The sequence below is a fragment of the Lysobacter sp. Root76 genome (assembly GCF_001428685.1).
Lineage (GTDB): Bacteria > Pseudomonadota > Gammaproteobacteria > Xanthomonadales > Xanthomonadaceae > Lysobacter.
This window is the reverse complement of record NZ_LMIK01000009.1, coordinates 59,830-86,198: the sequence shown is the minus strand read 5'-3', so window position 1 is coordinate 86,198 and position 26,369 is coordinate 59,830. Positions and strand designations below refer to the sequence as shown.

At 70.0% G+C, this 26,369-nt stretch carries 25 protein-coding genes; 17 read left to right on the top strand and 8 right to left on the bottom strand.

Annotation, left to right across the window (positions count from 1 at the left end):
• The first annotated feature begins 26 nt into the window (after positions 1–26).
• The 12 genes from hisG (at position 27) to ASE10_RS17610 (ending at position 10,936) form a co-directional block, all read left to right on the top strand.
• The gene (gene hisG / locus ASE10_RS17665; RefSeq protein WP_055910334.1) at positions 27–941 is read left to right on the top strand and encodes an ATP phosphoribosyltransferase; all 915 of its coding nucleotides are present in this window, start codon (positions 27–29) and stop codon (positions 939–941) included.
• A 14-nt stretch (positions 942–955) separates the two neighbouring features.
• Positions 956–2,257, top strand: a complete 1,302-nt coding sequence (gene hisD / locus ASE10_RS17660; protein WP_055910669.1) for a histidinol dehydrogenase — start codon at positions 956–958, stop codon at positions 2,255–2,257.
• The gene (gene hisC / locus ASE10_RS17655; protein WP_055910330.1) at positions 2,254–3,360 is read left to right on the top strand and encodes a histidinol-phosphate transaminase; all 1,107 of its coding nucleotides are present in this window, start codon (positions 2,254–2,256) and stop codon (positions 3,358–3,360) included. The genes hisD and hisC overlap by 4 nt, the downstream gene beginning before the upstream one ends.
• 22 nt (positions 3,361–3,382) lie before the next feature.
• On the top strand, positions 3,383–4,462 hold the full coding sequence (hisB, locus tag ASE10_RS17650; RefSeq protein ID WP_055910327.1) for a bifunctional histidinol-phosphatase/imidazoleglycerol-phosphate dehydratase HisB: 1,080 nt from the start codon (positions 3,383–3,385) through the stop codon (positions 4,460–4,462).
• 149 nt (positions 4,463–4,611) lie between these two features.
• Positions 4,612–5,214 (top strand): imidazole glycerol phosphate synthase subunit HisH, encoded by a 603-nt coding sequence (gene hisH / locus ASE10_RS17645; RefSeq protein WP_055910325.1) that lies wholly within the window; start codon positions 4,612–4,614, stop codon positions 5,212–5,214.
• The gene (gene hisA, locus ASE10_RS17640; RefSeq protein ID WP_055910322.1) at positions 5,211–5,960 is read left to right on the top strand and encodes a 1-(5-phosphoribosyl)-5-[(5-phosphoribosylamino)methylideneamino]imidazole-4-carboxamide isomerase; all 750 of its coding nucleotides are present in this window, start codon (positions 5,211–5,213) and stop codon (positions 5,958–5,960) included. Before hisH ends, hisA begins: the two co-directional genes overlap by 4 nt.
• Positions 5,954–6,730: an imidazole glycerol phosphate synthase subunit HisF gene (gene hisF / locus ASE10_RS17635; RefSeq protein ID WP_055910319.1), complete on the top strand. Its 777-nt coding sequence runs from the start codon at positions 5,954–5,956 to the stop codon at positions 6,728–6,730. Before hisA ends, hisF begins: the two co-directional genes overlap by 7 nt.
• On the top strand, positions 6,720–7,379 hold the full coding sequence (gene hisIE, locus ASE10_RS17630; RefSeq protein ID WP_055910317.1) for a bifunctional phosphoribosyl-AMP cyclohydrolase/phosphoribosyl-ATP diphosphatase HisIE: 660 nt from the start codon (positions 6,720–6,722) through the stop codon (positions 7,377–7,379). Before hisF ends, hisIE begins: the two co-directional genes overlap by 11 nt.
• Positions 7,380–7,917: 538 nt before the next feature.
• A complete protein-coding gene (locus tag ASE10_RS17625; RefSeq protein WP_056306358.1) occupies positions 7,918–9,540 on the top strand; it encodes a calcineurin-like phosphoesterase C-terminal domain-containing protein in 1,623 nt (540 codons plus the stop codon).
• Positions 9,541–9,544: 4 nt separating this feature from the next.
• Positions 9,545–10,129 carry a YdeI/OmpD-associated family protein gene (locus ASE10_RS17620; protein WP_055910314.1) on the top strand — a complete coding sequence of 195 codons (585 nt, stop codon included), beginning with the start codon at positions 9,545–9,547 and terminating at the stop codon, positions 10,127–10,129.
• Positions 10,130–10,259: 130 nt separating this feature from the next.
• Entirely contained in the window at positions 10,260–10,703 is a 444-nt protein-coding gene (locus ASE10_RS17615) for a type II 3-dehydroquinate dehydratase (protein ID WP_055910663.1), read from the top strand.
• Positions 10,704–10,732: 29 nt separating this feature from the next.
• On the top strand, positions 10,733–10,936 hold the full coding sequence (locus ASE10_RS17610; protein WP_055910311.1) for a hypothetical protein: 204 nt from the start codon (positions 10,733–10,735) through the stop codon (positions 10,934–10,936).
• Between the two features lie 270 nt (positions 10,937–11,206).
• On the opposite strand, the gene mtnC is transcribed toward ASE10_RS17610, so the two are convergent.
• From mtnC to ASE10_RS19795, 3 genes are all read right to left on the bottom strand, one after another.
• Positions 11,207–11,902 (bottom strand): acireductone synthase, encoded by a 696-nt coding sequence (gene mtnC, locus ASE10_RS17605; RefSeq protein ID WP_055910307.1) that lies wholly within the window; start codon positions 11,900–11,902, stop codon positions 11,207–11,209.
• Between the two features lie 289 nt (positions 11,903–12,191).
• On the bottom strand, positions 12,192–14,015 hold the full coding sequence (locus ASE10_RS17600; RefSeq protein WP_082559945.1) for a M14 family zinc carboxypeptidase: 1,824 nt from the start codon (positions 14,013–14,015) through the stop codon (positions 12,192–12,194).
• Positions 14,012–15,301 (bottom strand): FAD-binding oxidoreductase, encoded by a 1,290-nt coding sequence (locus ASE10_RS19795; RefSeq protein ID WP_157481155.1) that lies wholly within the window; start codon positions 15,299–15,301, stop codon positions 14,012–14,014. Before ASE10_RS19795 ends, ASE10_RS17600 begins: the two co-directional genes overlap by 4 nt.
• A 279-nt stretch (positions 15,302–15,580) precedes the next feature.
• On the opposite strand from ASE10_RS19795, the gene ASE10_RS17595 reads away from it, so the two are divergent.
• Positions 15,581–16,483 (top strand): sulfite exporter TauE/SafE family protein, encoded by a 903-nt coding sequence (locus ASE10_RS17595; RefSeq protein WP_055910304.1) that lies wholly within the window; start codon positions 15,581–15,583, stop codon positions 16,481–16,483.
• Here ASE10_RS17595 and ASE10_RS17590 read toward each other — a convergent pair.
• Positions 16,428–17,162, bottom strand: coding sequence for an AraC family transcriptional regulator (locus ASE10_RS17590; RefSeq protein ID WP_055910302.1), 735 nt, complete (start codon positions 17,160–17,162; stop codon positions 16,428–16,430). The genes ASE10_RS17595 and ASE10_RS17590 overlap by 56 nt on opposite strands.
• A gap of 82 nt (positions 17,163–17,244) precedes the next feature.
• On the opposite strand from ASE10_RS17590, the gene ASE10_RS17585 reads away from it, so the two are divergent.
• From ASE10_RS17585 to ASE10_RS17575, 3 genes are all read left to right on the top strand, one after another.
• Positions 17,245–18,237 (top strand): proline racemase family protein, encoded by a 993-nt coding sequence (locus tag ASE10_RS17585; protein WP_055910660.1) that lies wholly within the window; start codon positions 17,245–17,247, stop codon positions 18,235–18,237.
• A gap of 50 nt (positions 18,238–18,287) precedes the next feature.
• Positions 18,288–19,193 carry a dihydrodipicolinate synthase family protein gene (locus tag ASE10_RS17580; RefSeq protein ID WP_055910299.1) on the top strand — a complete coding sequence of 302 codons (906 nt, stop codon included), beginning with the start codon at positions 18,288–18,290 and terminating at the stop codon, positions 19,191–19,193.
• 83 nt (positions 19,194–19,276) lie between these two features.
• Positions 19,277–20,845 (top strand): aldehyde dehydrogenase family protein, encoded by a 1,569-nt coding sequence (locus tag ASE10_RS17575; RefSeq protein WP_055910295.1) that lies wholly within the window; start codon positions 19,277–19,279, stop codon positions 20,843–20,845.
• Positions 20,846–20,900: 55 nt separating this feature from the next.
• On the opposite strand, the gene ASE10_RS17570 is transcribed toward ASE10_RS17575, so the two are convergent.
• The 4 genes from ASE10_RS17570 to ASE10_RS17555 all read right to left on the bottom strand — a co-directional run bounded on the left by ASE10_RS17570 (position 20,901) and on the right by ASE10_RS17555 (position 25,270).
• Positions 20,901–21,458 carry an acireductone dioxygenase gene (locus ASE10_RS17570; RefSeq protein ID WP_055910292.1) on the bottom strand — a complete coding sequence of 186 codons (558 nt, stop codon included), beginning with the start codon at positions 21,456–21,458 and terminating at the stop codon, positions 20,901–20,903.
• Positions 21,455–22,093: a methylthioribulose 1-phosphate dehydratase gene (locus ASE10_RS17565; RefSeq protein ID WP_055910288.1), complete on the bottom strand. Its 639-nt coding sequence runs from the start codon at positions 22,091–22,093 to the stop codon at positions 21,455–21,457. Before ASE10_RS17565 ends, ASE10_RS17570 begins: the two co-directional genes overlap by 4 nt.
• 130 nt (positions 22,094–22,223) lie before the next feature.
• Complete coding sequence (locus ASE10_RS17560; protein ID WP_055910285.1) at positions 22,224–23,657, bottom strand: amino acid permease; 1,434 nt, start codon at positions 23,655–23,657, stop codon at positions 22,224–22,226.
• 128 nt (positions 23,658–23,785) lie between these two features.
• A complete protein-coding gene (locus tag ASE10_RS17555) occupies positions 23,786–25,270 on the bottom strand; it encodes an amino acid permease (protein WP_055910282.1) in 1,485 nt (494 codons plus the stop codon).
• Between the two features lie 177 nt (positions 25,271–25,447).
• Between ASE10_RS17555 and ASE10_RS17550 the strand changes: the two genes are divergently transcribed.
• Positions 25,448–26,005, top strand: a complete 558-nt coding sequence (locus ASE10_RS17550; RefSeq protein WP_235565926.1) for an NUDIX hydrolase — start codon at positions 25,448–25,450, stop codon at positions 26,003–26,005.
• The last annotated feature ends 364 nt before the right edge of the window (positions 26,006–26,369 follow it).

The following is a 26,369-nucleotide window of genomic DNA, read 5'->3' as shown; positions in this document are numbered from 1 at the left end:
TTCCCGCCTCTTCGAGATCCCCCGCCATGAGTCCTACCGCCAGTCCGGCCGCGCGCGACCGGTTGCGCATCGCCATCCAGAAGTCGGGCCGCCTGGCCGAGCCGGCGCGCGCGCTGTTGGCCTCGTGCGGGCTGAGCTGGCGCGAGAGCCGCGACCGCCTGTTCTGCTACGGCGAAACCCTGCCGGTGGACCTGCTGCTGGTGCGCGACGACGACATCCCCGGGCTGATCGCCGACGGCGTCTGCGACCTCGGCGTGGTCGGCCGCAACGTGCTGCTGGAACAGGACGGCGACCGTCGCGGCAACGGCCGCGCCGCCGCCTTCCGCGAATGGCGCGCGCTGGGTTTCGGCGCCTGCCGGCTGGACCTGGCCGTGCCCGAGGCTTGGGACTGGCAGGGCCCGGCGCAACTGGCGGGCAAGCGCATCGCCACCAGCTACCCGGCGCTGCTGTCGGCCTGGCTGGCCGAGCAGGGCGTGGACGCGCAGGTCGTGCTGCTGTCGGGTTCGGTCGAGATCGCGCCGCGCCTGGGCCAGGCCGAGGCGATCTGCGATCTGGTCTCCAGCGGCGCCACGCTCGCCGCCAATCAGCTCAAGGCGGTCACCACCCTGATCCAGAGCGAAGCCGTGCTGGCCGGGCCGATCCATCCTTTCGACGACGTGCGCGGCGAACTGGCCGACCTGCTGCTGCGCCGCCTCGACGGCGCGCTGCGCATCCGTCACAGCAAGCTGTTGCTGTTCCAGGCCCCGCGCCAGCTGCTGGCCGAGCTGCTGCCGCTGCTGCCCGATGCGGAAACGCCGACGGTGATGCAACTGGACGGCGGCGACGGCGTCGCCCTGCAGGCCTTGTGCCACGGCGCGGTGACCTGGCAACGACTGGAAGAGCTCAAGCGCGCCGGCGCGCGCGGGCTGATGGTGCTGCCGGTCGAGGGCATGCTGGCATGAACGGCGAAAGCATCATGCAGCGGCTGGACTGGAACGCCTTGGACGAGAACCAGCGCGAGGCCGCGCTGCGCCGTCCGGCCCAGCAGACCCGCCGCGATACCGCCGAGTCGGTCGCGGCCATCATCGAGCAGGTTCGTGCGGACGGCGACGCCGCGCTGCGCGCCCTGAGCGCGCGCTACGACGGCGTGGCGCTGGACGAGTTCGTGGTCGGTATCGACGAGTTCGATGCCGCCGAACGCGAGATCTCCGCGCCGTTGCGCGCCGCCATCGACCAAGCCGCGCGCCGCATCGAGGCCTTCCACGCCGCCGGCATGACCCAGCCCTACGCCCTGGACAGCGGCGACGGCGTGCGCTGCGAACGCATCCTGCGCCCGATCCAGCGCGTCGGCCTGTACGTGCCGGCCGGTTCGGCGCCGCTGCCTTCGACCGCGCTGATGCTGTGCATGCCGGCGCGCCTGGCTGCCTGCCCTGAGATCGTGCTGTGCACGCCGCCGCGTCGCGACGGCCGTGCCGATCCGGCGGTGCTGTATGCCGCACGCCGCTGCGGAGTGAGCCGGGTCTACAAGCTCGGCGGCGCCCAGGCGATCGCGGCGATGGCCTTCGGCACCGCTAGCGTCGGCAAGTGCGACAAACTGTTCGGGCCGGGCAACGCCTATGTCACCGAGGCCAAGCGCCAGGTCGCGCTGCTCGAAGGCGGCGCGGCCATCGATCTGCCGGCCGGGCCGTCGGAAGTGCTGGTGATCGCCGACGCCGGCGCCAATCCGGCCTTCGTCGCCGCCGACCTGCTGTCGCAGGCCGAACACGGCCCGGACTCGCAGGTGATCCTGCTCAGCGACGACGCGGCGCTGCTGGAGGCGGTCGACGCCAAGATCGACTCCCAGCTGGCCGCGCTGCCGCGCGCCGAGACCGCGCGCGCCGCCTTGCGCGCGTCGCGTTCGATCGCGGTGACGTCGATCGCCGACGCGCTCGCGGTCAGCAATCGCTACGCGCCCGAGCACCTGATCCTGGCCCTGCGCGACGCCCGCGCGTGGCTGCCGCAGGTGCTCGCGGCCGGTTCGGTGTTCCTGGGCGACTGGGCCCCGGAAGCCCTGGGCGACTACTGCAGCGGCACCAACCACGTGCTGCCGACCAGCGGCGCGGCGCGCTACGCCGGCGGGGTCAGTGTGGCCAGCTTCCAGGTCGCGATCACGGTCCAGGAAGTGCAGCCGCGCGGGATCGCCGCGATCGGCCCCTGCGCGGTCGAGCTGGCCGCCGCCGAAGGCCTGGACGCGCACCGGATCGCGGTCGCGCTGCGCTTGCAGCAGGTGGCGGCATGAACGCGCCGCTGTCGCTGCTGCGCGAGGACCTGCGCGATTTCGCCGGCTACAAGTCGGCGCGCAGCGAAGCCCTCAACGGTTCGATCTGGCTCAATGCCAACGAGTCGGCCTGGGCCAACGCCGCCGACATCGACGGCGCGCTGCGCCGCTACCCCGATCCGCAGCCGCCGCCGCTGCGCGCGGCGCTGGCAGCGCTGTACGGCTGCGAGCCGGCGCAATTGCTGGCCGGGCGCGGCAGCGACGAAGGCATCGACCTGCTGCTGCGCGCGTTCTGCCGCCCAGGCGGCGACGCCATCGTGACCACGCCGCCGACCTTCGGCATGTACGCGGTCTGCGCACGCCTGCACGGCACGCGCGTGGTCGAGGTCGCGCTGCGCGATACGCCCGAAGGCTTCGTCTGCGATTTCGACGCGGTCGCCACGGCGGCCGAGGACTCAGGCGCCAAGCTGGTGTTCCTGTGCTCGCCGGGCAATCCCTCGGGCACGCTGCTGCCGCTGCCGGCGATCTCGGCGCTGGCGCGGCGCTTGCGCGAACGCGCGCTGGTGGTGGTCGACGAGGCCTACCTCGAATACGCGCAGGCACCGTCGGCGATCCGCCTGATCGCCGACCAGCCCAACGTGGTCGTTCTGCGCACCTTGTCCAAGGCGCACGCGCTGGCGGCGGCGCGCATCGGCAGCACCATCGCCGACGCGGAGCTGATCGCTGCGCTACAGCGCTGCCAGGCGCCGTATCCCTTGGCCGAACCCTGCGTCGCGCTGGCCTTGCGCGCGCTCGACGCCGGCGCACGCGCGCTCAGCGGGGACCACGCCGCCGCCTGCGTGCTCGAACGTGAACGCCTGTATGCGGCGCTGCCGGCCGTGCCTGGCGTGCGCCAGGTCTACCCCTCGCGGGCGAACTTCCTGCTCGCGCGCTTCGAGCGGCCGCAGGCGGCGTTCGAGGCGCTGCTCGCCGCCGGCGTGGTGGTGCGCGACCTGCGCGCGGCGCCGCAACTGGGCGACGCGCTGCGCATCAGCCTGGGCACCGCAGAACAAAACGCACGCGTGCTCGACGCCCTGGCGCCGCACGCGGCGACACAGCGCGACTCCGCCGAACGCGCCGCATGAACCTGTCGGACCACCGGAACCTATGAGCCAGACCCCACTCCTGTTCGTCGATCGCGACGGCACCCTGATCGCCGAGCCCGACGACTACCAGATCGACAGCTACGCCAAGCTGCGCTTCGTCGAAGGCGTGATTCCGGCGATGCTGCGCCTGCGCGATGCCGGCTACCAGTTCGTGATGATCAGCAATCAGGACGGCCTGGGCACCCCGGCGTTCCCGCGCGAAGACTTCGAAGGCCCGCATGCGCTGATGCTGCAGGTGTTCGCCAGCCAGGGCATCGAGTTCCGCGACGTCCTGATCGACAGCAGCCTGCCGGCCGACAACGCGCCCACCCGCAAGCCGGCGATCGGCCTGGCGCTGCCCCTGCTCAAGGACCGCGGCATCGACTGGACGCGTTCGGCCATGGTCGGCGACCGCGACACCGACATCGCGTTCGCGCGCAATCTGGGCATCCGCGGTTTCCAGCTGCGCACCGTCGATTTCGGCGGCGAGTGGGACTGGTCGGGGATCGCGCACGCGCTGGCCGATGCGCCGCGCACCGCGCGCATCCAGCGCAACACGCGCGAGACCCGGATCGAGGTCGGCGTCGACCTGGACCGCGAGGCCGAGCCGCGCGTGAGCACCGGGCTGGGCTTCTTCGACCACATGCTCGAGCAGCTCGGCAAGCACGGCGGTTTCGCCCTGGAGCTGGAGTGCAAGGGCGACCTGCACATCGACGAGCACCACACCATCGAGGACAGCGCGCTGGCCCTGGGCCAGGCCCTGCGCGCGGCGCTCGGCGACAAGCGCGGCATCGGCCGCTACGGCTTCGTGCTGCCGATGGACGAAAGCCTGGCGACCGCGGCGCTGGACTTCTCCGGGCGCCCGTACTTCGTGTTCGAAGGCGGATTCGCGCGCGAACGCGTGGGCGATGTGCCGACCGAGCTGGTCCCGCATTTTTTCCGCTCGCTGTGCGAGTCGGCGGGCCTGAACCTGAACCTGAACGTGCGCGGCGACAACGACCATCACAAGGTCGAGGCCTGCTTCAAGGCGGTCGCGCGCGCCCTGCGCCAGGCGATCCGGCGCGAGGGCCATGGCCTGCCCAGCACCAAGGGCAGCCTCTGAGGCCGCGGGCAGGGGGCAGGCCGTGGGTGGCCCGTGCCCAGCCGTTCAGGCAGGCCACGTGCGGCCGGCCGGGGCCGGTTTGGGACCGGTCCCGCGATTAACTGAATAAGCACCATCGCGAGGGACCGCGATACGGTTGAGAGGTTTCCGTGACGAACGTCGTACTGATCGATATGGGGGGGGGGAACATCGGCTCCGTGCGTTATGCACTGGAGCGGTTGGGTGCGCACGCGGTTTTGAGCGCCGACCCCGCCACGATCGGTTCGGCAGAGCGCGTGATCCTGCCGGGGGTCGGGGCGGCGGCGCCAGCGATGGCGCGGCTGCGCGAGCTCGGTTTGGTCGACACCATCCGGGCGCTGCGTCAGCCGCTGCTCGGGATCTGCCTGGGTATGCAGCTGCTGTTCGAGTCGTCCGAGGAGGGCGACGTGGAGTGTCTCGGCCTGTTGCCGGGACGCATCGGCAAACTGCAACCGCGCCCGGGAGTTCGCGTGCCGCATATGGGATGGAATGCTTTGGAACGGCGACGCACGTCGCCCTTGCTGGACGGCATCGCCGACGGCGACCGCGCCTATTTCGTGCACAGCTACGCGGTGCCGGTAGGCCCCGACACGCTGGCCGCGAGCGAACACGGCGCGCCGTTCTCGGCCGTGGTCGGCCGCGACAACCGCTACGGCGCGCAATTCCACCCCGAGCGTTCGGCGGCGGTGGGCGCGCGTCTGCTGCGCAACTTCCTCGACGGGGTGCCGGCATGAACAACTGCACGCTGTACCCGGCCATCGACGTGCGCGCCGGCCGCGTGGTGCGCCTGCACCAGGGCGACTACGAGCGGGAAACCGCCTACGAGGAAGAGCCGCTGACCATGGCCAAGCGCTACGCCGACACCGGCGCGCGCTGGCTGCACCTGGTCGACCTGGACGCCGCGCGCTACGGCGGCTACACCCTGGCGCCGCTGCTGCGCGCGATCACCACCACCAGCTGGATGCGGGTGCAGACCGGCGGCGGCGTGCGCAGCGAAGCCGACATCGAGGCCATCCTCGACGCCGGCGCCGACCGCGTCGTGGTCGGCTCGCTGGCGGTGCGCGAACCCGACCGCGTCGGCGACTGGCTGCAGCGCTACGGCGCCGACCGCATCACCGTCGCCCTGGACGCGCGCCAGTCCAGCACCGGCCACTGGCGGCTGCCCGTGGCCGGCTGGACCGAGGACAGCGGCGCCCAGCTGGAGCCGATGCTGGAGCATTTCGCCGACGTCGGCGTGCGCCACCTGCTCTGCACCGACGTGTCCCGCGACGGCACCATGCAGGGACCGAACCTGGACCTGTACCGGCACGTGCGCGAGATCGCCCCGGAGATGCAGGTGCAGGCCTCCGGCGGCATCCGCGACATCGCCGACATCGTCGCCGCGCACGACGCCGGCTGCCGCGGCGCAGTTCTGGGCAAGGCCCTGATCGAAGGCCGTTTCGGCCTCGGCGAAGCCCTGCACAAGGCACAGCGATGCTGAGCCGGCGCATCGTCCCCTGCCTCGACGTCCGCGACGGCCGCGTGGTCAAGGGCGTGCGCTTCCGCGATCACGTCGATATGGGCGACATCGTCGAACTCGCGCTGCGTTACCGCGACGAGGGCGCCGACGAGCTGGTGTTCTACGACATCACCGCCAGCCCGCAGGGCCGCAGCGTCGACCGCGACTGGGTCGAACGGGTGGCGCGCAGCATCGACATCCCGTTCTGCGTCGCCGGCGGCATCCGCAGCGTCGACGACGCGCGCGCGGTGCTCAGCGCCGGCGCCGACAAGATCTCGATCAACACCCCGGCGCTGGAGCGGCCCGAGCTGATCGGCGAGATCGCCGATGCCTTCGGCGTGCAATGCGTGGTGGTCGGCATCGACAGCCTGCGCGACGAGGACGGGCAGTGGCGCGTGCGCCAGTACACCGGCGATCCCGAGCGTACCCGCGCGCTGGCGCGACGCACCCTGGACTGGGTGGTCGAGGCCCAGGAACGCGGCGCCGGCGAGATCGTGCTCAACTGCATGGGCAGCGACGGCGTGCGCGACGGCTACGACCTGGAGCAGCTCGGCGAGGTGCGCGCGCGCTGCGAGGTGCCGCTGGTCGCGTCCGGCGGCGCCGGCGCGATCGAGCATTTCACCCAGGTGTTCCGCGACGCCGACGCCGATGCCGCGCTCGCCGCCAGCGTGTTCCACTCCGGCGCGATCCGTATTCCCGAACTTAAGCGCGAACTGCGCGCGCAAGGCATAGAAATCCGCGATGTCCACTGAACCGGCAGCATGGCCGACCTTGGCGCCCGAAGCCATCGATGGCTTGTCCTGGGACAAGCAGGGCGGCCTGTTGCCCGCGGTCGTGCAGGACGCGGCGACCCTGCGCGTGCTGATGCTGGGCTACATGGACCGCGAAGCGCTGGCGCGTACGCTGGCCAGCGGACACGTCACCTTCTACAGCCGCAGCCGGCAACGCCTGTGGACCAAGGGCGAGACCTCCGGCAACGTGCTGCAGCTGGTCGCGATCGAAGCCGACTGCGACGGCGACACCCTGCTGGTGCAGGCGCGCCCGCAGGGACCGACCTGCCACCTCGGCCGCGCCAGCTGCTTCGAGCACGCGCCCGACGATTTCCTGGTCGAACTCGACGGCCTGGTCGCGCGCCGCGAACGCGAGCGTCCGCCCGGCAGCTACACCACCCGCCTGTTCGAACAGGGCCGCCGCAGCATCGCCCAGAAGGTGGGCGAGGAGGGCGTGGAAACCGCCCTGGCCGGCGTGGTCGAGGACGATGCCGCCTTGTGCGGCGAGGCCGCCGACCTGCTTTACCACCTGCTGGTGCTGCTGCGCGCGCGCGGCCTGTCGCTGGCCGACGCGGTCGCGGTGCTGAAGTCGCGCCACGGCCAGCCGCATCGCGGCTCCGAGCCGGCCTAGCCCCGAATCTCTCGGCTGTCCTCGCGCATGCCGTCTGTGGGAGCGGCGTGAGCCGCGATTAGAATTCCACTGTCCGACGAAATACGCAGACAGGAGCGATCCGCCTGCGACCGGCCTGGCGCCGCCCCGCGCATTGCCGCGTATCGCGGCTCACGCCGCTCCCACAGAAGGCATGTGTCTGCGCGCGTACTCGTGCTCCCGGGCACATGGATCGGTAAGCGGGCGCCGCATAGTGAGCGCCCGCCCGGAGTCGGCTTTGCGCCGCCCCGCGTATTGCCGCGTATCGCGGCTCACGCCGCTCCCACAGTAGGCACGGTGTCCGCGCGCGTACTCGTGCTCCCGGGCACATGGATCGGCAACCGGGCGCCGCATAATGAGCGTCCGCCCGGAGTCGGCTTTGCGTCGGCCAGCGTGTTGTCGCATATCGCGGCTCACGCCGCTCCCACAGTAGGCACGGTGTCCGCGCGCGTACTTGTGTTCCCGGGCACATGGATCGGTAGTCGGGCGCCGCATAATGGGCGCCCGCCCGGAGTTCGCCATGCGCCCATCCGTCACCGCCTGCTTCTTGTCGCTCGCCCTGATCGCCCCGGCCACCGCGCTCGCGCTGCCGCCGCCGTGCAACAGCGGTACCGTGTACGAGGACCGCAACGGCAACGGCCGCCGCGACGACGGCGAACCGGGTCTGCCCGGCATCCGGGTCTCCGACGGCGTCGATCTGGTGGTCAGCGACGCCCACGGCAGCTACCACCTGCCGGCGATCGACGGCCGCACCAGCTTCGTGATCAAACCGCCGGGCTACCGGGTCGGACGCCGCGACAATGGACTGCCGGATTTCAGCTTCAACGTGCAGCGCGAGCCCGGGCCCAAGCTCAAGTACGGCGGCATCCCGGCCTCCTTCCCGAGCTGCCGCGACTACGGCCTGATCCCGCAGCCAGCGCGCGCGCGCCCGCAGCTGGACGTGCTGGTGTTCGCCGATCCGCAGCCCAAGACCGCCACCGACGTCGACTACTACCGCCGCGACATCGTCGAACCCTTGCTGGCGCAGTCGCGCGGTCGCGGCACGGTCGCCGACCTGGGCCTGAGCCTGGGCGACATCGTCCACGACGACCTGTCGCTGTACCCCGCGCTGAACCGCGCCACCGCCCTGCTCGATGTGCCCTGGCTGCACGCGCCGGGCAATCACGATCTCGACTTCGATGCCGGCCGCGACGAGGATTCGTTGCTCAGCTACCGGCATGTGTTCGGCCCGGACACCTATGCCTGGGAAGAGCCCGAGGCCTCGTTCGTGATGCTCGACGACGTGATCTACCGGCCCGGCCAGCGCCCGGCCTACATCGGCGGCCTGCGCGAGGAGCAGTTCGGCTTCCTCGAGCGCTACCTGGCGACGGCGCGCAAGGACCGGCTGCTGGTGATCGGCGTGCATATCCCGTTCTTCGACGCCGCGCCCGGCCGCGAGACCTTCCGCCACGCCGACCGCGAGCGCTTGTTCGCGCTGCTGGGCGATTTCCCGCAGGTGCTGCTGCTCAGCGGCCACGGCCATGTCCAGCGCCATGTCTATCACGGCGCCAAGGACGGCTGGCACGGCGCTGCGCCGCTGCACGAGTACAACGTCGGCGCCGCCTGCGGCGCGTTCTGGTCCGGAGTCAAGGACGGGCAGGGCATCCCCGACGCGACCATGGCCGACGGCACCCCCAACGGCTACGCGCGCCTGGCGGTGGACCTAGCCGGCAGCTATCGATTGAGCTGGCATCCCGCGCGCCTGGCCGTCGCGGCCGCGTCGACGCCGGCGATGTCGCTGCACGCGCCGCGCGTGCTGCGGCGCGGCGCCTATCCGGCGTTCGCCGTATTCGCCAACGTCTACATGGGCCAGGACGACAGCCGGGTCGAGTTCCGCATCGACGACGGCGCCTGGGCGCCGATGCAGCGCAGCGAACAGGCCGATCCGAACCTGCTGGCCGAGAACGCGCGCGACGACCAGGCCGCCGCGCTGCGCGGCTACGATCGCTCGCCCGAAGCCGAACCCTCCGCGCACCTGTGGCGCGGCACCTTGCCGACCGATCTGGCCGCGGGCGAACACCGCATCGAAGTGCGCACGCTCGATCCCTGGCAGGGCGAGCAACGCGCGCAGACCGTCTACCGATTGCAGGACGCCAAGGAATAAGGCCATGAGCGCCGAACTGCCGACCGATGTGCCGATCCAGCTGTTCCGCGACGCCGCGGCCTGGGAGGCCTGGCTGATCGCGCACGCCGATGCGCCCGGGCTGTGGCTGAAGATCGCCAAGAAGGACCAGGGCGTGGTTTCGGTGACGTATGCCGAGGCGCTGGACGTGGCCCTGTGCCACGGTTGGATCGACGGCCTCAAGCGCAGCTGCGACACACAGCACTTTCTGCAGCGCTTCACTCCGCGGCGGTCGCGCAGCGTCTGGTCCAAGATCAATATCGGCAAGGTCGAGGCCCTGATCGCCGCTGGCCGCATGCGTCCGGGCGGTTTGCGCGAGGTCGAGGCGGCCCAGGCCGACGGACGCTGGCAGGCCGCCTACGATTCGGCGCGCAACATCGAAGTGCCCGACGACCTGACCGCGGCGTTCAAGAAGAACGCCAAAGCACGCAAATTCTTCGAGCAGATCGACCGCACCAATCGCTACGCGGTGCTGTGGCGGATCCAGACCGCGAAGAAGCCCGAGACCCGCGCGGCCCGGATCGAGAAGCTGGTGGCGATGCTGGAACGCGGCGAGAAGATCCACGGCTGAGCCGTCGCCGACGCCGCATCGGAATTTACGCCGCGGTTACGCCGCGCCGCGCGCGCGGCATGGAGGCTTTACGTCGGCCGCGCCTACAGTGCCGCATGCGCGCCGCCCCGAGCGCGCAGCGAGCAAGAACGTGTCCATCGTGATTCTGCGTGGTCCCGAAGCCCACTACGCCCAAGCCGCACGCGTGCCCGACGCGGTGCGCGCGCGCCTGGCCGAATGCGCGGCCGACGCCGGCAAGACAATCGCTCTGCGCAGCTGCCGCAGCGAAGCCGAGCTGGTCGACGGCCTGTGCGGCCTGCGCGCCAGCGGCGTGGAGCTGCTGTTGTTCGACCCCGGCGCCTGCGCTCCGGCCAGCGAACGCCTGCGTCGCGCCCTGAACGCGCTCGACACGCCCTACATCGAAGTCCACGACGACGACATGGACGCGCCGGAGCCCTCGCTGGCGCCGCGCGACGGCGCCTGCCTGGCGCAGGTGCACGGCTACGCCGCGCAGAGCTACACCCTGGCGCTGGCGATCGCACTGGAACATCTGGGCTGCGCCGAGTGCGGGCACGGCGTGCACGTGGGTACCTGAGCCGAGAGCTTATGACCCGAGCGCCAAACATGAGCGCGCATTACTACTACTTCGCCGACTACGAGATCCTGGTTGGCGGCCGCTACGTCGTGTGGGGCCAGAGCACGCTGGACTACGCGCCGGCCGGCGCCTTCGATCCGGCCCAGGTGCTGGAGCGCCTCCGCCGCCAGGCGGCGGAGGCGCACGGTGTGGATTGCGCGGAGGTGCGGGTGCGCAGCGTCAGTCGCCTATAGTGTTCGCCTGGCCTGGGGTAGGAGCGGCGTAAGCCGCGGCCTCTCAGCGTCTAGGCATCAGCTGTCGCACCGACGCATGTAGCCCGTTGCGGGCAACTTGCTTGGTCGGCGCGGCTGCTCGCGCCGACGGTCGCGGCTTACGCCGCTCCTACCCCAAAGCTAAGGTGCGTCAGCGTCAGCGTCTGCGTCTGTGGGAGCGGCGTGAGCCGCGATTGACGCCTCAAACTTCTGCTCGGGCCGCCTACGACGACCGCAACTCCCGGTGTCGCGTCAAACCTCGACTTGATCGAACGCAGTCGCGCGCGCATGCCCGTGCGCGGCCTCGCCTACGCGCGGCTGCGGGTAGTCGTCCAGACGATCGATCAGCACCGTGGTCAGGCCGGCCTCGCGCGCGGCGTCGGATTCTTCGACCACGTCGGACAGGAACAGGATCTCACCCGGAGGAAGGCCGATCGCCTCGGCGATACGGGCGTAGCTGGCGGCCTCGCGCTTGCCGCCGATCTCGGTGTCGAACCAGCCCGAGATCAGCCCGGTCAGGTCGCCGTCGTCGCTGTGGCCGAAGAACAGCCGCTGCGCCGGCACGCTGCCGGAGGAATACACGTACAGCGGCAGCCCGGCCGCGTGCCAGGCGCGCAGCGCGGCGGCGGCGTCGGGGTAGATGTGCGCGGTGAAGTCGGCGCCCTTGTAGCCGTCGGCCCAGACCATGCCCTGCAGCGCCTTGAGCGCGGTGTGCTTGCGGTCCTCGTCGATCCAGCCCTGCAGCACCTCGACGATCATCGCGTCCTCGCAGACGCCGCCGTTCTCGGTCGCGACCGCGTCCAGCCATTTGCGCACCGCCGGCTCGCGCCCGCGCGCGGCGACGAAACCGGGCAGGGCGCGGCGCGCGTACGGGAACAGCACGTCCTTCACGAACGAGATGCTGCTGGTGGTGCCTTCGATGTCGGTGAGGATGGCGCGGATGGGCATGGCGGGAAATCGCGTAGGGATGGCGGATTGTCGCCCGTGGGGCGCGCGCTAGGCAAAAAAAGCCGCCGTAGGCGCCGCTGGGCCCGGCAATGCGAGCGCGTACCGTGCAGGGTCGGGTGGCGGCGGAGCCGGATGCGCCGCTGCCGGCCGCCGAGGCGGGCGTGCGCCGAAGCAGGCGTGGATAGGGCGGCCGCTCTCGCAGCGAAGGCGAGAGCGCGGCAGGCGCGGCGAAACCCGCGCCGGGATCGGATTGCGAAGCCGATATGCGGCGACTGGCTGCCGGCGGGACTCAGGCCTCCGCCGGCACGCTGTCGCTGCGGTAGATCGGGTACATGTTGAAGCGCGCATCCCAGGAGGCGTGCAATCTCTGGAAGAACTCGCGCCGTGCGTCGGGGCTGGCGGCGAAGGCCGCGTCCTCCTTCAGGCGGCGCCGGAATTCGGCCGCCAGCACCGCGTCTTCGTCGAGCATCCGCAGCGCGAAGATCTCGGTCACGTAGGCCTCGACGTATTCCTTGGGCTCGAAGTGAGCGTTGAAGCCGCCCCAGGCCGCGTACGAGTCCGGCGCCTGCGGTTCCAGCAGCGCCATCAGCAGGCGCGCACGGGTTTGCGCGATCGGTACGAACAAGGTGCCGGCAGGTAGCGGTTGCGGCTCCGGCCGCCAGGCGCCCTGCAAGCTCAGCCGCATGCGTCCCTCGAACGGCGTCGGGGAGAAACGGGCGCGCGTCGCCCGGAACGCTTCGACCTCCAGCGTTCCGGCGTCCCGATCCAGGCGTCGCGAACTCAGTCCGTGCAGCGCGAGCTTGCGTTCGATGGCCTGCGCGTAGGCGGGCGGCACCAGGTAGCCGCCGCGCGGCGCCCGCACGACCAAGGAGGGAGCGACGTTGCGGCGGAACGGCACGCGCCAGATCTGCGGCGTGCGCGGATCGTAGACGGTGACGGGTTCGCCGGAAATCGGCGAGGGATCGCGGGTGTAGGCGTAGCCGCGAAACTCGATGGTCTCGACGGTTTCGATGGTCCCGATCGACGCATCGCCCTGCATGGCCTCCGGCGCCGCGTCGTCGGCGTCCGCCGTCGGCTCGCGCCAGCCGGCTGCGTAGTCGAGCACCACGTTCTCGCCGCCGAGCGGGGTCGCGTCGGCGCGCAGCGCTGCCTCGCGCCATTGCGCACCGTGCTCGGCGGTCAGTTCGGCTAGGCCGACGATGGTGTTGCGCGTGACCCGGACGCGGGTCGCGTAGTCCTTCCACGAATGGGTTTCCACCAGCACCGTGTAGCGGTTGCGCGCCGGGAAGTAGCCGGTCGAGAAGCGCGGCGAGTAGACGGTGAGCTGGAAGCCGGACGCCGGATCGTCCGCCACCGCCAGATCGGGATAGAACGGCAGCGCCAGCGAACCCTGCGCGACCAGCCTTTCGATCAGCGCATCGCGCAGTTGCATGCCGCTGGCGTACAGCTGCGGGTCGCCCTGATGGATCGGTTCGATCTGGATCGACACGTCTGGCTCGAAATCGGCGCCGTTGGTCACGTGCATGTCGGCGCAGACCAGCGGATCCCAGTCGCACAGCAGTTGCAGCATGGCCTGCATTTCCGGTGCATCGGCCTTGGTGTAGTCGCGGTTGAGATTGAGGTTGTGCGCGGTGGCGCGCCAGCCGGTCTCCTCCGGTCCGCTCTGATTCGGCCGGTTCCAACGTCCGACGCGTTCGTGGCCGTCGGCGTTGAACGCGGGCACGAACAGCAGCGCGATGCGCTCCAGCACGTCCGCCGCCGGCGCATGCATGGCGATCTTGCCCGGATGGCTGGGTTCGGTCATCGGTTCGCCGCCCAGCAACTCGCGCAGGGCGGCGAAGCCGGCGTCCTTGCCGTCGCTCTCGCCGGGATGGATGCCGGCCTGGATCATCAGCAAGGGGATGCCGCGTTCGCGCAGCGCCGTGGCGGTCAGCGCGCCGCTGCGCGAGACCAGCAACGCGCGCAAGGGACGGCCCTCGCCCGAATAGCCGTAGACGAAGCTGCGCACCGCCTCGGGCCAGCGTTCGGCGTAGCCTGCGCACAGGGCTTCGACTTCCTCCAGGCGACCGGTTCGGTGGAAGTCCGATTGTTCGGCGATGGTATGCAGAGTCATGGCGTTGCTCGGATCGAAGGTCGTTGGCGGCTCGGCGACCCGAACCGCGACAGATCGAAGGGTTTCAGGTCCTGGCGCGGCGTGCGTGCGGCGACCAGGTCGGCGATCAGGTCGGCCGTCGCCGGCGCCAGGGTCAGGCCCAGGTGCTGGTGGCCGACGGCGTAGTACAGCGGGGCGGCCCCCGGTGCGCGGCCGATGCCGGGCAGGTAGTCGGGCAGCACCGGTCGCGGCCCGCGCCAACTCGGGCCATCGGCCGCGCAGCGATAACCCAGCGCGGCGAGTTGGCTGCGCAAGCGCGCGGGCTTGCGCGGATCCGCAGCGCCGTCCAATCCGCCGAACTCCATGTAGCCGGAGGCGCGCAGGCGTCCGCGCATCGGCGTCACCAGGATTTTCTGATCCGCGTACAGCGCCGGCGCGTCGACATAGGCCGCTTCGTCGGGCAGTTCGACGTGGTAGCCGTAGGCGGCTTCCAGCGGCGCGTGCAGGCCGAACGGCGCCAGCAGCGGCGCCGACCAGGCGCCTGCGCAGACGACGGCCGCGGGCACGCTGAAGCGTTCGTCTGCGGTGGTGATCGCGATGCGATCGCCTTCGGGTTCGAGCGAGCGCACCGTGAGCTGCCGCAGCTGCGCGCCGCGCGCCGCGGCCGCATGCGCGAGCGCCTGGCATACGGCTTGCGGATCGAGCATATGCCCGCTCTCGGGAAACCAGAGGCCGGCGGCATGCTGCGCGCCGGCCGCCGTACGCACATTCGCCAGCACGTCCGGCGCCACCGGCGCGGTCGGAATGCCCAGCGCCTGCATGTGCCGCGCCTCGGCCGTGGCCTGGGCCGCGCCCTTCGCGCTCAGCCAGAATTGGTAGTGGCCGTTGCGTCGCAGCAGATCCTCGCGACCGATTTCCGCAAGCAGCTGCGCATAGGCCGCGCCGGCCGGTCGCACCAGCGGCGCCAGATGCTGGGTGTGGGCGCGGCGCCGGAACGCGGCCATCGCGAAACGCCGCGCCCAGGGCGCGAACGCGCCCAGCCGCCGCACCGGCACGTCCAACGGCCCGCCCAGCGCGTACAGCTCGCGCCAGAAGCCGAACAACAGCCCGGGCGAGGGCAGGGGTTCGACCAGTTCCGTGGCCAGGTGCCCGACATTGCCGTAGGACGCGCCGGCCTCGCCGGGCGCGGCCCGGTCGATCAGCAGCACTGGTCGGCCCTCGCGCGCCAGCGCATACGCGACGGCGCAACCGATGACGCCGGCGCCGATCACTGCGATGGGGCCGTCGTGACTGTCCGGGGTGCTCATGCGCAGCGCCACGGGCAGCGAAGAGGCGATGGTGCGCGGTGCATCGACGTCGCGCCCGCCGTGGGCGATGGGTGGATCAAGGGCGGTCCTGGGCAGCGGATTCGAGCCACCATCCTAGGCACCGCGGCCGCTCGCCGACTACGCAAAAATCCGCATCCCTGGCGCGGAAGCGGGCCAATCCAGGCCTGCGCCCTGCACCGAAGATGCGTGAATGGGGGTTTGGGAGGATGCGATGGCAACAGCTGCACAGGCGATATCCGGATTCGCGGACTGCGCGCCATGAGCGTCGGGCCCCTGGTCCTGCTGTCGGCGCTCGCGGCCCTGGCCTTGGCCTACGCTGCGCGCTGGTGGACGATCGAGCGCCGCCGAAGCGTCGCGGCCGGCGCATCGCCACGCCCCAGCCTAGGCGACTGGCTGACGGGGTCTGCGGCCAACTTCTTCGACACCCTCGGCATCGGCTCGTTCGCCACCACCACCGCGATCTTCAAGCTGCGCGGCCGGGTCGCCGACGAGGACATTCCCGGCACCTTGAACGCAGGCCACGCGCTGCCCACGGTCGCGCAGGCGCTGATCTTCATCGCGGTGGTGACGGTGGATTTCGTCACCTTGGCCAGCATGATCGCGGCCGCGGTCGCGGGCGCCTGGATCGGCGTGGGCGTGGTGACGCGGTTGCCGCGGCGCGCGATCCAGATCGGCATGGGCGTGGCCTTGCTGGCCGCGGCGGCATTGTTCCTGGCGACCAACCTGGAGTGGCTGCCCGGCGGCGGCGATGCGCAGGGCCTGCAGGGTGCGACGCTGGCGTTCGCGGTCGCGGCGAGTTTCGTGCTGGGCGCGTTGATGATGCTCGGGATCGGGCTGTACGCGCCCTGCCTGATCCTGGTGAGCCTGCTCGGCATGAGTCCGCTGGCGGCGTTCCCGATCATGATGGGCGCCTGCGCTTTCCTGATGCCGGTAGGCGGCGGCGCCTTCGTTCGCGCCGGACGCTACGACCTGCGTGCGGCGCTGGGCCTGGCCCTGGGCGGCATTCCGGGCGTGTTGATCGCTGCGTTCGTGGTCAAGTCGCTGCCGGTGATCTGGCTGCGCTGGCTGGTGCTGGTGGTGGTGCTGATCGCGGCGGCGCAGATGCTCATGTCGGCTCGACGGAGCCGAGCGGGTGCAGCTTCCGATAGTTCCGCGGAGTGATGCCCACGGTCGCCTTGAACTGACGTGCGAACGCGCTCTGGTCGGTGAAGCCGCAGGCATGGCCGATGGCGGCGATGGTGTCGGGCCCGCGCAGGCGCTGCATCGCGGCCTCGATGCGCAAGCGGGTGAGCCACTGCTGCGGACTGAGCTGGAACACGCGGCGGAACTGCCGCTCCAACTGCGACAAAGACAATCCGGCCAGATCGGCCAGCGCCTGCATCCGCACCGGTTCGTCGAAATGGCTTTCCAGATGGTCGAGCACGTTGCGCAGGCGGTCGTAGCCCGGATGGCGGCCGTCGGGCTTGGCGAGGTCGCGCGAAATTCCGATGAGGCCCACGATCCGCTCGTCGCTGATCAGCGGACGCTTGCTGGTCAGGCACCAACCGGCCACGCGGTTCGGGAAGATGTGCATCTCGAGCTGGTCGTGAATGCGCTGCCCGGCCAGCACGCGACGGTCCTGCGCGGCGTAACGGCTGCCGAGCTTGGGCGGAAACACTTCGTCCACGCTGCGGCCGACGACGTCCGCGCGCTTGGCCAATCCCAGCCGCCGCACCAAGGTGAGATTGGCATGGGTGTAGCGTCCGGAATGGTCCTTGACGAAGAAAACGATGTCCGGCACTGCGTCGAGCAGGGCCTGCAATTCGTCGGCGTCGATCAAGGTGGGCGGGCTGTCGTGCATGGACCGATTATGCTGATTTCCGCATCGGTCGGCTGGGATGCCGGCTAGACCCGGCGGTCCCGCGCGACGGACGATGAGCGCCATGCAGACCATAGCCTTCATCGACTCCCATACCGGCGGCGAACCGACCCGGGTGGTGCTTTCCGGCGCGCCCGACCTGGGCGACGGCACCCTGGCCGAACGTCGCGCGCTGTTCGGCAGCGCCCACGACCATTGGCGTCGCGCGGTGGCCTGCGAGCCGCGCGGATCCGACACCATGGTCGGCGCATTGCTGCTGCCGCCGGTGGAAACCGGCTCGGTGGCTTCGGTGATCTTCTTCAACAATGTCGGCTGCCTGGGCATGTGCGGTCACGGCACCATCGGCCTGGTGCGGACGCTGGCGCACCTGGGCCGGATCGCGCCCGGACGGCATGCGATCGACACACCCGTAGGCACCGTGGTCGCGGAACTGCACGAAGACGGTCGCGTGTCGATCGACAACGTCGAGAGCTACCGCCTCGCCCAGGACGTCGTGGTCGAGGTGCCGGAATTCGGCCGCGTACGCGGCGATGTGGCCTGGGGCGGCAACTGGTTCTTCATCAGCAAGGACAGCCCGCTCCCGCTGGATCTGCCGCATTGGCGCGAGCTGACCCGCTACACCGAAGCGATCCGCAAGGCGCTGATCGCGGCCGACGTGCGCGGCGCGGACGGCGCCGAAATCGACCATATCGAGCTCAACGGCCCGGCGCTGAGCGCCGATGTCGCGCTGCGCAATTTCGTGCTGTGTCCGGGCCTGGCCTACGACCGCTCTCCCTGCGGCACCGGCTTCTCCGCCAAGCTCGCCTGCATGGCCGCCGACGGTGCGTTGGCACCGGACGCGGTAATCCGCATCGAGAGCGTGCTCGGCAGCGTGTTCGAAGGCAGCTATACGCTGGCCGAAAACGGGCGCGCCAACGGCGGCGCCGATCAGATGGGCGCAGGCCAGCGCCTGATCGAGCGCATCCGCCCACGCATCAGCGGCCGCGCGCACCTGATGGGCGAAGGCCGGCTGCTGATCGAGGACGACGATCCCTTCGCCTGGGGCATCCAGGCCTGACGTTTCTGCTTCACCGGTTTTCCATTCCCATCGCAACGGACCTAGATCGCATGAGCAACGCTACTTTCTGGCGCGGCGTCGTACCCGCCATCACCACGCCCTTCACCGCCAGCGGCGAAGTCGATCACGCCTTCCTGGCCTCGCACGCCCGCCGCCTGATCGACGCCGGCTGCACCGGCGTCGTGCCGCTGGGTTCGCTGGGCGAAGGCGCCACGCTCGCGTACGACGAGAAGCTCGCGATCATCCAGACCCTGGTGGAAGCGCTCGGCGATCGCGCGCCGGTGATTCCCGGCATCGCCGCGCTGTCCACCGCCGAGGCCGTGCGCCTGGCCCAGGATGCGCAGCGGCTCGGCTGCGGCGGCCTGATGGCGCTGCCGCCTTACGTGTACTCCACCGACTGGCGCGAGATGGGCGCGCACATGCGCGCGATCATCGAGGCCACCCAGCTGCCTGTGCTGCTGTACAACAATCCGGTCGCCTACAAGACCGACTTCACGCCGGAACACATCGCCGAGCTGGCCGCGGCCTATCCGCAGCTGCAGGCGGTGAAGGAATCGTCCTGCGACATCCGCCGCTTCGCCGCGATCCAGGCCCTGGTCGGCGATCGCCTGGAGCTGATGGTGGGCATGGACGACGCGATCGTCGAAGGCGTGTCGATGGGCGCGGTGGGCTGGATCGCCGGTGTGGTCAACGCCTTCCCCGAGGAATCGGTGCGCGTGTTCGAACTCGCGCGCGACAGCGGCTCCAAGGCGGCGCTGGAACTGTATGCCTGGCTGTTGCCGCTGCTGCGCATGGATACCGTCCCCAAGTTCGTGCAGCTGATCAAGCTGATGCAGCAGCGCGTGGACATGGGCAACGAACGCGTGCGCGCACCGCGGCTGGTGGTCGAGGGCACCGAGCGCGACGCCGCGTTGAAGGTGATCGATGCGGCCATCGCCTCGCGGCCGAAGCTTTGATTCCGGTCGCGTCGGGATTCAGCATGCGCGCAACAGGCCCGTCGTCGCGCGAGCGGCGCTGCGCGATCCAGGTGAGGTGAGGAATGGAACAGATCCTGATAGCGGGCAAGTGGCAGGCCAGTCTGGAGAGCACCGGCAGTTTCCGCGCGCACGATCCCACCACGGGCGATGCGATCGGGCCGGAGTTTCCGCGCTCGGGCCGCCAGGACCTCGATCTTGCGGTCTCGGCCGCCGCTGCCGTCGCCGCTGCGCTGGCGGCGGCACCGGTCGAACGCATCGCCGATTTCCTCGAGCGCTACGCGGCCGGCATCGAGGCGGCTGCGGAGCAGCTGGTGGCCACCGCGCATGCGGAAACCGCGCTGCCGGCCACGCCGCGCCTGGCCGGAGTGGAACTGCCGCGTACCACCGGACAACTGCGCCAGGCCGCGCAGGCGGTGCGCAGCCATGCCTGGACTCATCCAGTCATCGACACCCAGGCCGGCTTGCGCGCGCACTACGCGCCGCTGCGCAAGCCGGTGCTGGTGTTCGGGCCGAACAATTTCCCGTTCGCGTTCAACGCCGTCGCGGGCAGCGATTTCGCCTCCGCCATCGCCGCACGCAACCCGGTGATCGCCAAGGCGCATCCCGCGCATCCGACCACCAGCCAGTGTCTGGCGCGTATCGCGCACAAAGCCTTGCTCGAAGCCGGCCTGCCCGGCGCCGCGGTGCAGTTGCTCTACGACTTCGACAGCTCGCTCGGCTTGGCCCTGGCCGGTGACAGCCGCATCGGCGCGATCGGCTTCACCGGCAGCCGGGGCGGCGGCATGGCCTTGAAGGCCGCCGCTGACGCTGCCGGCATCCCGATCTATGCGGAGATGTCGAGCGTGAACCCGGTGTTCGTGCTACCCGGCGCCGTCGCGGAGCGCGGGGTGGCGTTGGCGCAGGAGTTCTTCGCGTCCTGCACCCTGGGCAGCGGCCAGTTCTGCACCAATCCCGGCGTGGTGGTGGTGCCGACGGGTGATGCGGGCGACGCGTTCGTCGCGGCGGCCAGCGCGCACTTCGCCGCGGCCTCGCCGATGGTGCTGTTTTCCAGCAGCGGGCAGCGGCATCTGGCGGATTCGGTCGAGGCCTTGCGCGGCGCCGGCGCGCAGGTGCTGGCGGGCGCGGCCGCTGCCTCCGGTCCGGGTTACCGCTACGCGCCGAGCCTGCTCGGCGTGGATGCGTCGACCTTCATGCGCAACGCCCAGGCGCTGCAGAGCGAGGCCTTCGGGCCGGTGGCCTTGCTGGTGCGTGCCGACGGCGACGACGCGATGGTCGCGGTGGCGGCCGTGTTCGAGGGCAACCTCACCGGCACCCTGCATGCCGCGCAGGACGGTAGCGACGATGCCCTGTGGTCGCGGATCGCGCAGGTGCTGCGTCCGCGCGTGGGGCGCTTGATCGCCGACAAGTGGCCCACCGGTGTGGCGGTCAGCGCGGCGATGCAGCACGGCGGTCCCTATCCGAGCACCGGCCACGCCGGTTTCACCTCGGTGGGCATGCCTGCTTCGATCCGGCGTTTCGCCGCGCTGCAGTGCTACGACCAGGTCCGCGACGACCGTCTGCCGCCGGAATTGCGCGACGCCAATCCGGGCGGCGTGTGGCGGCAGGTCGACGGGACGTGGACGCAGGCCTGAGCAGGCCTGCGTCGGTAAGCGGCGGGGCGCGATCGGATCGCGCCCGCGGGTCGGCTCAGGCCGCCTGGCCCTTCTCGTAGCGCGGAAAGCGCTGGGCGATGTCGGTGCCGGTGAAATGGCCGACCCAGCCGTCCGGCTCGGTGAAGAAGCGGATCGCGACGAAGCTGGGCTCCGGGCCCATGTCGAACCAGTGCAGGGTGCTGTCCGGCACCGAGATCAGGTCGCCTTGCTCGCACTTGATCTCGTACACGCCGGCGTCGACGTGCAGGGTGAACAGGCCGGAGCCGGCGACGAAGAACCGGACCTCGTCTTCCTTGTGGTAGTGCTCGTCGAGGAACTTGTGGCGCATGGTCTCGCGCTGCGGGTTGTCCGGCGCGATGCTGACCACGTCGACGGTCTTGAACCCGCGCTCGGCGACGATGCGGTCGATGTCGGCGCGGTAGGCGTCCATGATCGTTTCCGGCGCGTCGCCGGGCACGACCGGCCGGTTGGCCTGCCATTGCTCGAAACCGACGCCGATGCGGCTCAGTTCGCGCGCGATCTCGGTGCGGTCGGCAGTGCTGACGCGCGGGGTGCCGGCGTCGTCTTCGTCGAATATGCGCAGACGGCTCATCGCTGCAGTCTCCTCAGTTCCAGTTCGCATCCGAGCAGGAACTCGAACGCCTCCAGGTGGCGCCTCGCCTCGGGCATGTCGCGGCCCCAGGCGTACAAGCCGTGGCCGTCGATCAGATAGCCCCACATCTCCTGACGGTCGAGCAGGGCGTCGACCTGGGCGGCGAGGGTGTGCATGTCCTGCGTGTTCGGCAGCACCGGCAGCTCCACGACCATTTCGTGGGTGGTGTTGCCGGAAAAGGCTTTCAACAGTTCGTAGCCTTCCAGGTGCACGTGGCCCATGCCGGCGTACAGGCGCGAGGCCACGGTCTGGGTCTGCGAATGGGTGTGCAGGACGCAGCCGATCTCGGGGAAGCGCTTGTACAGCTGGGTATGCAGCAGGGTCTCGGCCGAGGGCCGGTGACTGGTCGCGACCGGCTCGCCCTCCAGGTCCACGACCATGATGTCGGACTCGGTCAGGCGGCCCTTGTCGCGGCCGGAGACGGTGATCGCCGCATGGCGTTCGTCGATCCGGCGCGAGAAGTTGCTGCTGGTGGCGGGCGTCCAGCCGCGCGCGGACAGCTCGCGGACGTTGACGATGATCTCGCCGGCGCAGTGGGCCAGGCGTTGCGGGTCGTAGGGCAGGGCGGCGCTCATGCCGCCAGTTTACAAACTCTGCGCGCCGGCGGCGTGTCCGCGGGCGGCGATGCGGCGATCCAGCGGTCGGCGGGCCGCTGGGGGCGGCCCGCCGGGGATCGCGCTACGCGGGCCGGCGGCCCGCCCGGGCTCAGCGCCCCGACGCCGCGCGCAGGCGGCTGTGGCGGATGCCGTACAGGAAGTAGATCGCGAAGCCGATCGCGGTCCAGACCACCATCAGGAACCAGTTGTGCGCGGTCATGGTCGACAGCAGCGCCAGGCAGCTGAAGATGCCGGCCAGGCAGATCAGCCAGGCGAACGGGATCTTGAACGGCCGCGGCAGGTCGGGCTGGGTGCGGCGCAGGATCAGCACGCCGGCGCAGACCGCGGCGAAGGCGATCAGGGTGCCCATCGAGGTCAACTCGCCCAGCACGTCCAGCGGGAACAGCGCCGCCAGCAGGGCGATGCCGATGCCGGTGATGACGGTGTTGATGTGCGGGGTGCGGTAGACCGGGTGGATCTTGGTGAACACCGGCGGCAGCAGGCCGTCGCGGCCCATGATCATGAAGATGCGCGGCTGGCCGATGATCATCACCAGCACCACCGAGGACAGGCCGATCAGGGCGCCGATCTCGACCACCACGCGCAGCCAGCCCAGTTGCGGATGCGCCGCGACCGCGGTCACCACCGGCTCGTCGGTGCCCAGTTGGGTGTAGGGCACCAGGCCGGTCATGATCGCGGCCATGGCGATGTAGAGCACGGTGCAGATCGCCAGCGACAGCAGCATGCCGATCGGCAGGTCGCGCTGCGGCTTGTGCGATTCCTGCGCCGCCACCGACACCGCCTCGAAGCCGATGTAGGCGAAGAACACCAGCGCCGCGCCGCGCAGCACGCCTTCGAAGCCGTACTTGCCCGGGCCCTGGTTCTCGGGAATGAAAGGCTGCCAGTTGGCCGGATCGACGTACTTCCAGCCGGCGAAGATCACCAGCACGATCAGGCCGGTCTTGAGCGCCACCATCGCCATGTTCATCGCCGACGACTTGCGGATGCCGACGTAGCACAGCCAGGTCAGCAGCAGCACGATCGCGGCCGCGGGCAGGTTGGCGATCGCGCCGGTCGGGCGCAGTTGCGCGTCCAGCGGCGCGCTGACCAGGGCCTGCGGCAGGTGTATGCCGAAATGGTCGAGCAGGCTGAGGAAGTAGCCGGTCCAACTGACCGCCACCGCCGAGGCCGAGACGCCATATTCCAGCACCAGCATCCAGCCGATGAACCAGGCCGCCAGTTCGCCCAGGGTGGCGTAGGTGTAGGAGTAGGCGCTGCCGGACACCGGCACCATCGCCGCGAACTCGGCGTAGGCCAGAGCGCAGAAGGTGCAGCAGATCGCCGCCAGCACGAACGACAGCATGATCGCCGGGCCGGCGTGGTTGGCCGCGGCCTGGCCGGTGATCACGAAGATGCCGCCGCCGATCACCGCGCCGATGCCCAGCGCGGTCAGGCCCCAGGGGCCGAGCGTGCGGTGCAGGCTCAGGCCTTCGGCATCGGCGTGCGCGGCGTGCGGGTGTTTGGTTGCCCAGAGTTGTTTCATCGGTTCTTCCTGGCGCCGGGCTGTGGCCGGTCCGGTGCGATCGAGCAGGCCCGCGTGGGGCCGGAAACGGTCAAGGCCGGCGGGAGCACTGGTTAGGAGCCCCCGCCGGCCTTGCGAATCGCACCAGGTCAGGCCGCCTTGCGCAGCTTGCTGTTGCGGTAGCCGTAGATCATGTAGATCACCATGCCGATCGCGGTCCAGCCGACCATCAGGCGCCAATGCTCGGAGAAGGCCTGCCAGAACAGGAACAGGCAGGCGAGCGCGCCCAGCGGGCAGACGATGATCGCCAGCGGCACCTTGAACGGGCGCTGTAGGTCCGGACGGGTGTAGCGCAGCACGAGCACGCCGACGCAGACCGTGGCGAAGGCCAGCAGGGTGCCCATCGAGACCAGCTCGCCGAGCACGTCGATCGGGAACAGGCCGGCCAGGGTGCAGGCGAAGATGCCGACGATGATGGTGCCGACATACGGCGTCTGGTGCTTCGGGTGGACCTTGGCGAACATCTTCGGGATCAGGCCGTCCTGCGACATCGTGAAGAAGATGCGCGGCTGGCCCATCAGCATCACCAGGATCACCGAGGACAGGCCGGCGAGCGCGCCGATCACCACGATGAAGCGCAGCCAGTTCAAGGCCGGGTAGTTGCTGAGCGCGGTCGCGACCGGTTCCGGGGTGTTGAGGGTGCGGAAGTCGGCGATGCCGGTCAGGGTCAGCGACACCAGGATGTACAGGATGGTGCAGATGAACAGCGAACCCAGGATGCCGATCGGCATGTCGCGCTGCGGGTTTTTGGCCTCGCCGGCGGCGGTGGAGACCGCGTCGAAACCGATGTAGGAGAAGAACACGATCGCCGAGGCGCGCGCGATGCCTTCCCAGCCGAACTTGCCGGGGCCCTCGTTTTCGGGGATGAACGGGGTCCAGTTGTCGGCGCTGATGTACTTCACCGCGAAGGCCAGGAACAGCAGGATCACCACCAGCTTGATGGTCACGATGATCGAGTTGACGAAGGCCGACTGGGTCACGCCGACGTAGCACAGGCCGCTGAGCGCGGCGACGATGCAGACCGCGGGCAGGTTGATGAAGGTGCCGGTGGCCTGGATGCTGCCGTTGACGAAGGTGTACGGCGCCGAGGCCAGGGCCTTGGGCAAGGCGAGGTCGGTGCCTGTCCATCCGCCTACCAGTTGCAATAGCTCGCTGAAGTAGCCGGACCAGCCGACCGATACCGTCGAGGCCGCGAACAGGTACTCCAGGACCAGGTTCCAGCCGATGAACCAGGCCACGAACTCGCCCAGGGTGGCGTAGGAATAAGAGTAGGCGCTGCCCGAGACCGGCAGCATCGCCGCGAACTCGGCGTAGCACAGGCCGGCCAGGGCGCAGGCGAAGCCGGCGAGGATGAAGCTGATCACCACCGCCGGGCCGGCGTGTTGCGCCGCGGCCTGGCCGGTGAGGACGAAGATACCGGCACCGATCACACCGCCGATGCCCAGCATCACCAAGTGCTTGGAAGTCAGTGCGCGTTTCAGCGAGGCTTCGCCCTGAAGACTGCCGTGGGTTTCCCCGGCGTCTACGTGCGGCGCGGCTTGCACCGGCTTGGTGATGAATAGGCCCTTAGACATCAGTATCCCCAGATGGTGAGAGGTCGGCCGCCCGTACAAACGGCACGACCGGCGTATGGCGCAACGGCGGGCCACCATAACCCAGCGGGGAAAGGAGCGGCAAGCGGGACAAAGTCATGGTCTTTCCCGGCATAATCCGCCTCCGAATCAAGCCGCAGTGCAGCATTTGGGATGCTTGTGAGACATTCAGACCCCGACGCCGAGCTGCGTTCCAATCTCGTCGACTATGCGCGGCTCTGGCCCGACGAGGCCGAACGCGTCCAGCCCTTCCTCGACCTGCTCGACGACGCCCAGGACCCGTTCCGGCGCGAACGCCTGGACGGCCACTTCACCGGCGGTTGCTGGCTGGTCGACCGCGCCGGCGAGCGCGTGCTGTTGACCCATCACCGCAAGCTCGAACGCTGGCTGCAGTTGGGCGGCCACGCAGACGGCGACCGCGACCTGGCGCGGGTGACCCTGCGCGAGGCCGAAGAGGAATCCGGCCTGACCGACTTGAGCGTGGAGCCGCAGCCGTTCGACCTGGACCGGCACTGGATCCCCGAGCGCCGCGACGTGCCGGGGCATTGGCACTACGACGTGCGCTACGTGGTCCGCGCCAACGGCAGCGAGGACTATGTGGTCAGCGAGGAGTCGCTGGACCTGGCTTGGCGGCGTATCGACGAGCTCCTGAACGACCCGCACAGCGACGAGTCGATGCGGCGCATGGCGAGGAAGTGGTTGGCTCGGAAGGGGTAAGACGCGGCATGCGCGAACTGCGGTTCGCGTGCCGGTCTCGATGCAGATCGGCTCTGCTTTCTGCTTTTTGCCTTCTGTGGGAGCGGCGTAAGCCGCGATTTCGAATTCCGTTTGCTGCGTTGGTTTCGTTCTTAAGCAACAGCTTCCGCCCGCTGCGCATGCAGGTCACTTTCTCTTGCCGCTCGCCTTGGGGTAGGAGCGGCGTGAGCCGCGACCGCGAACTTCGCTTGCCGGCGATGGTTTCGCTTCCGATTTCCTTCTGCTTTCTGTGGGAGCGGCGTAAGCCGCGATCGCGAATTCAGTTTGCTGCGTTGGTTTCGTTCTTAAGCAACAGCTTCCGCCCGCTGCGCGTGCGGTTCACTTT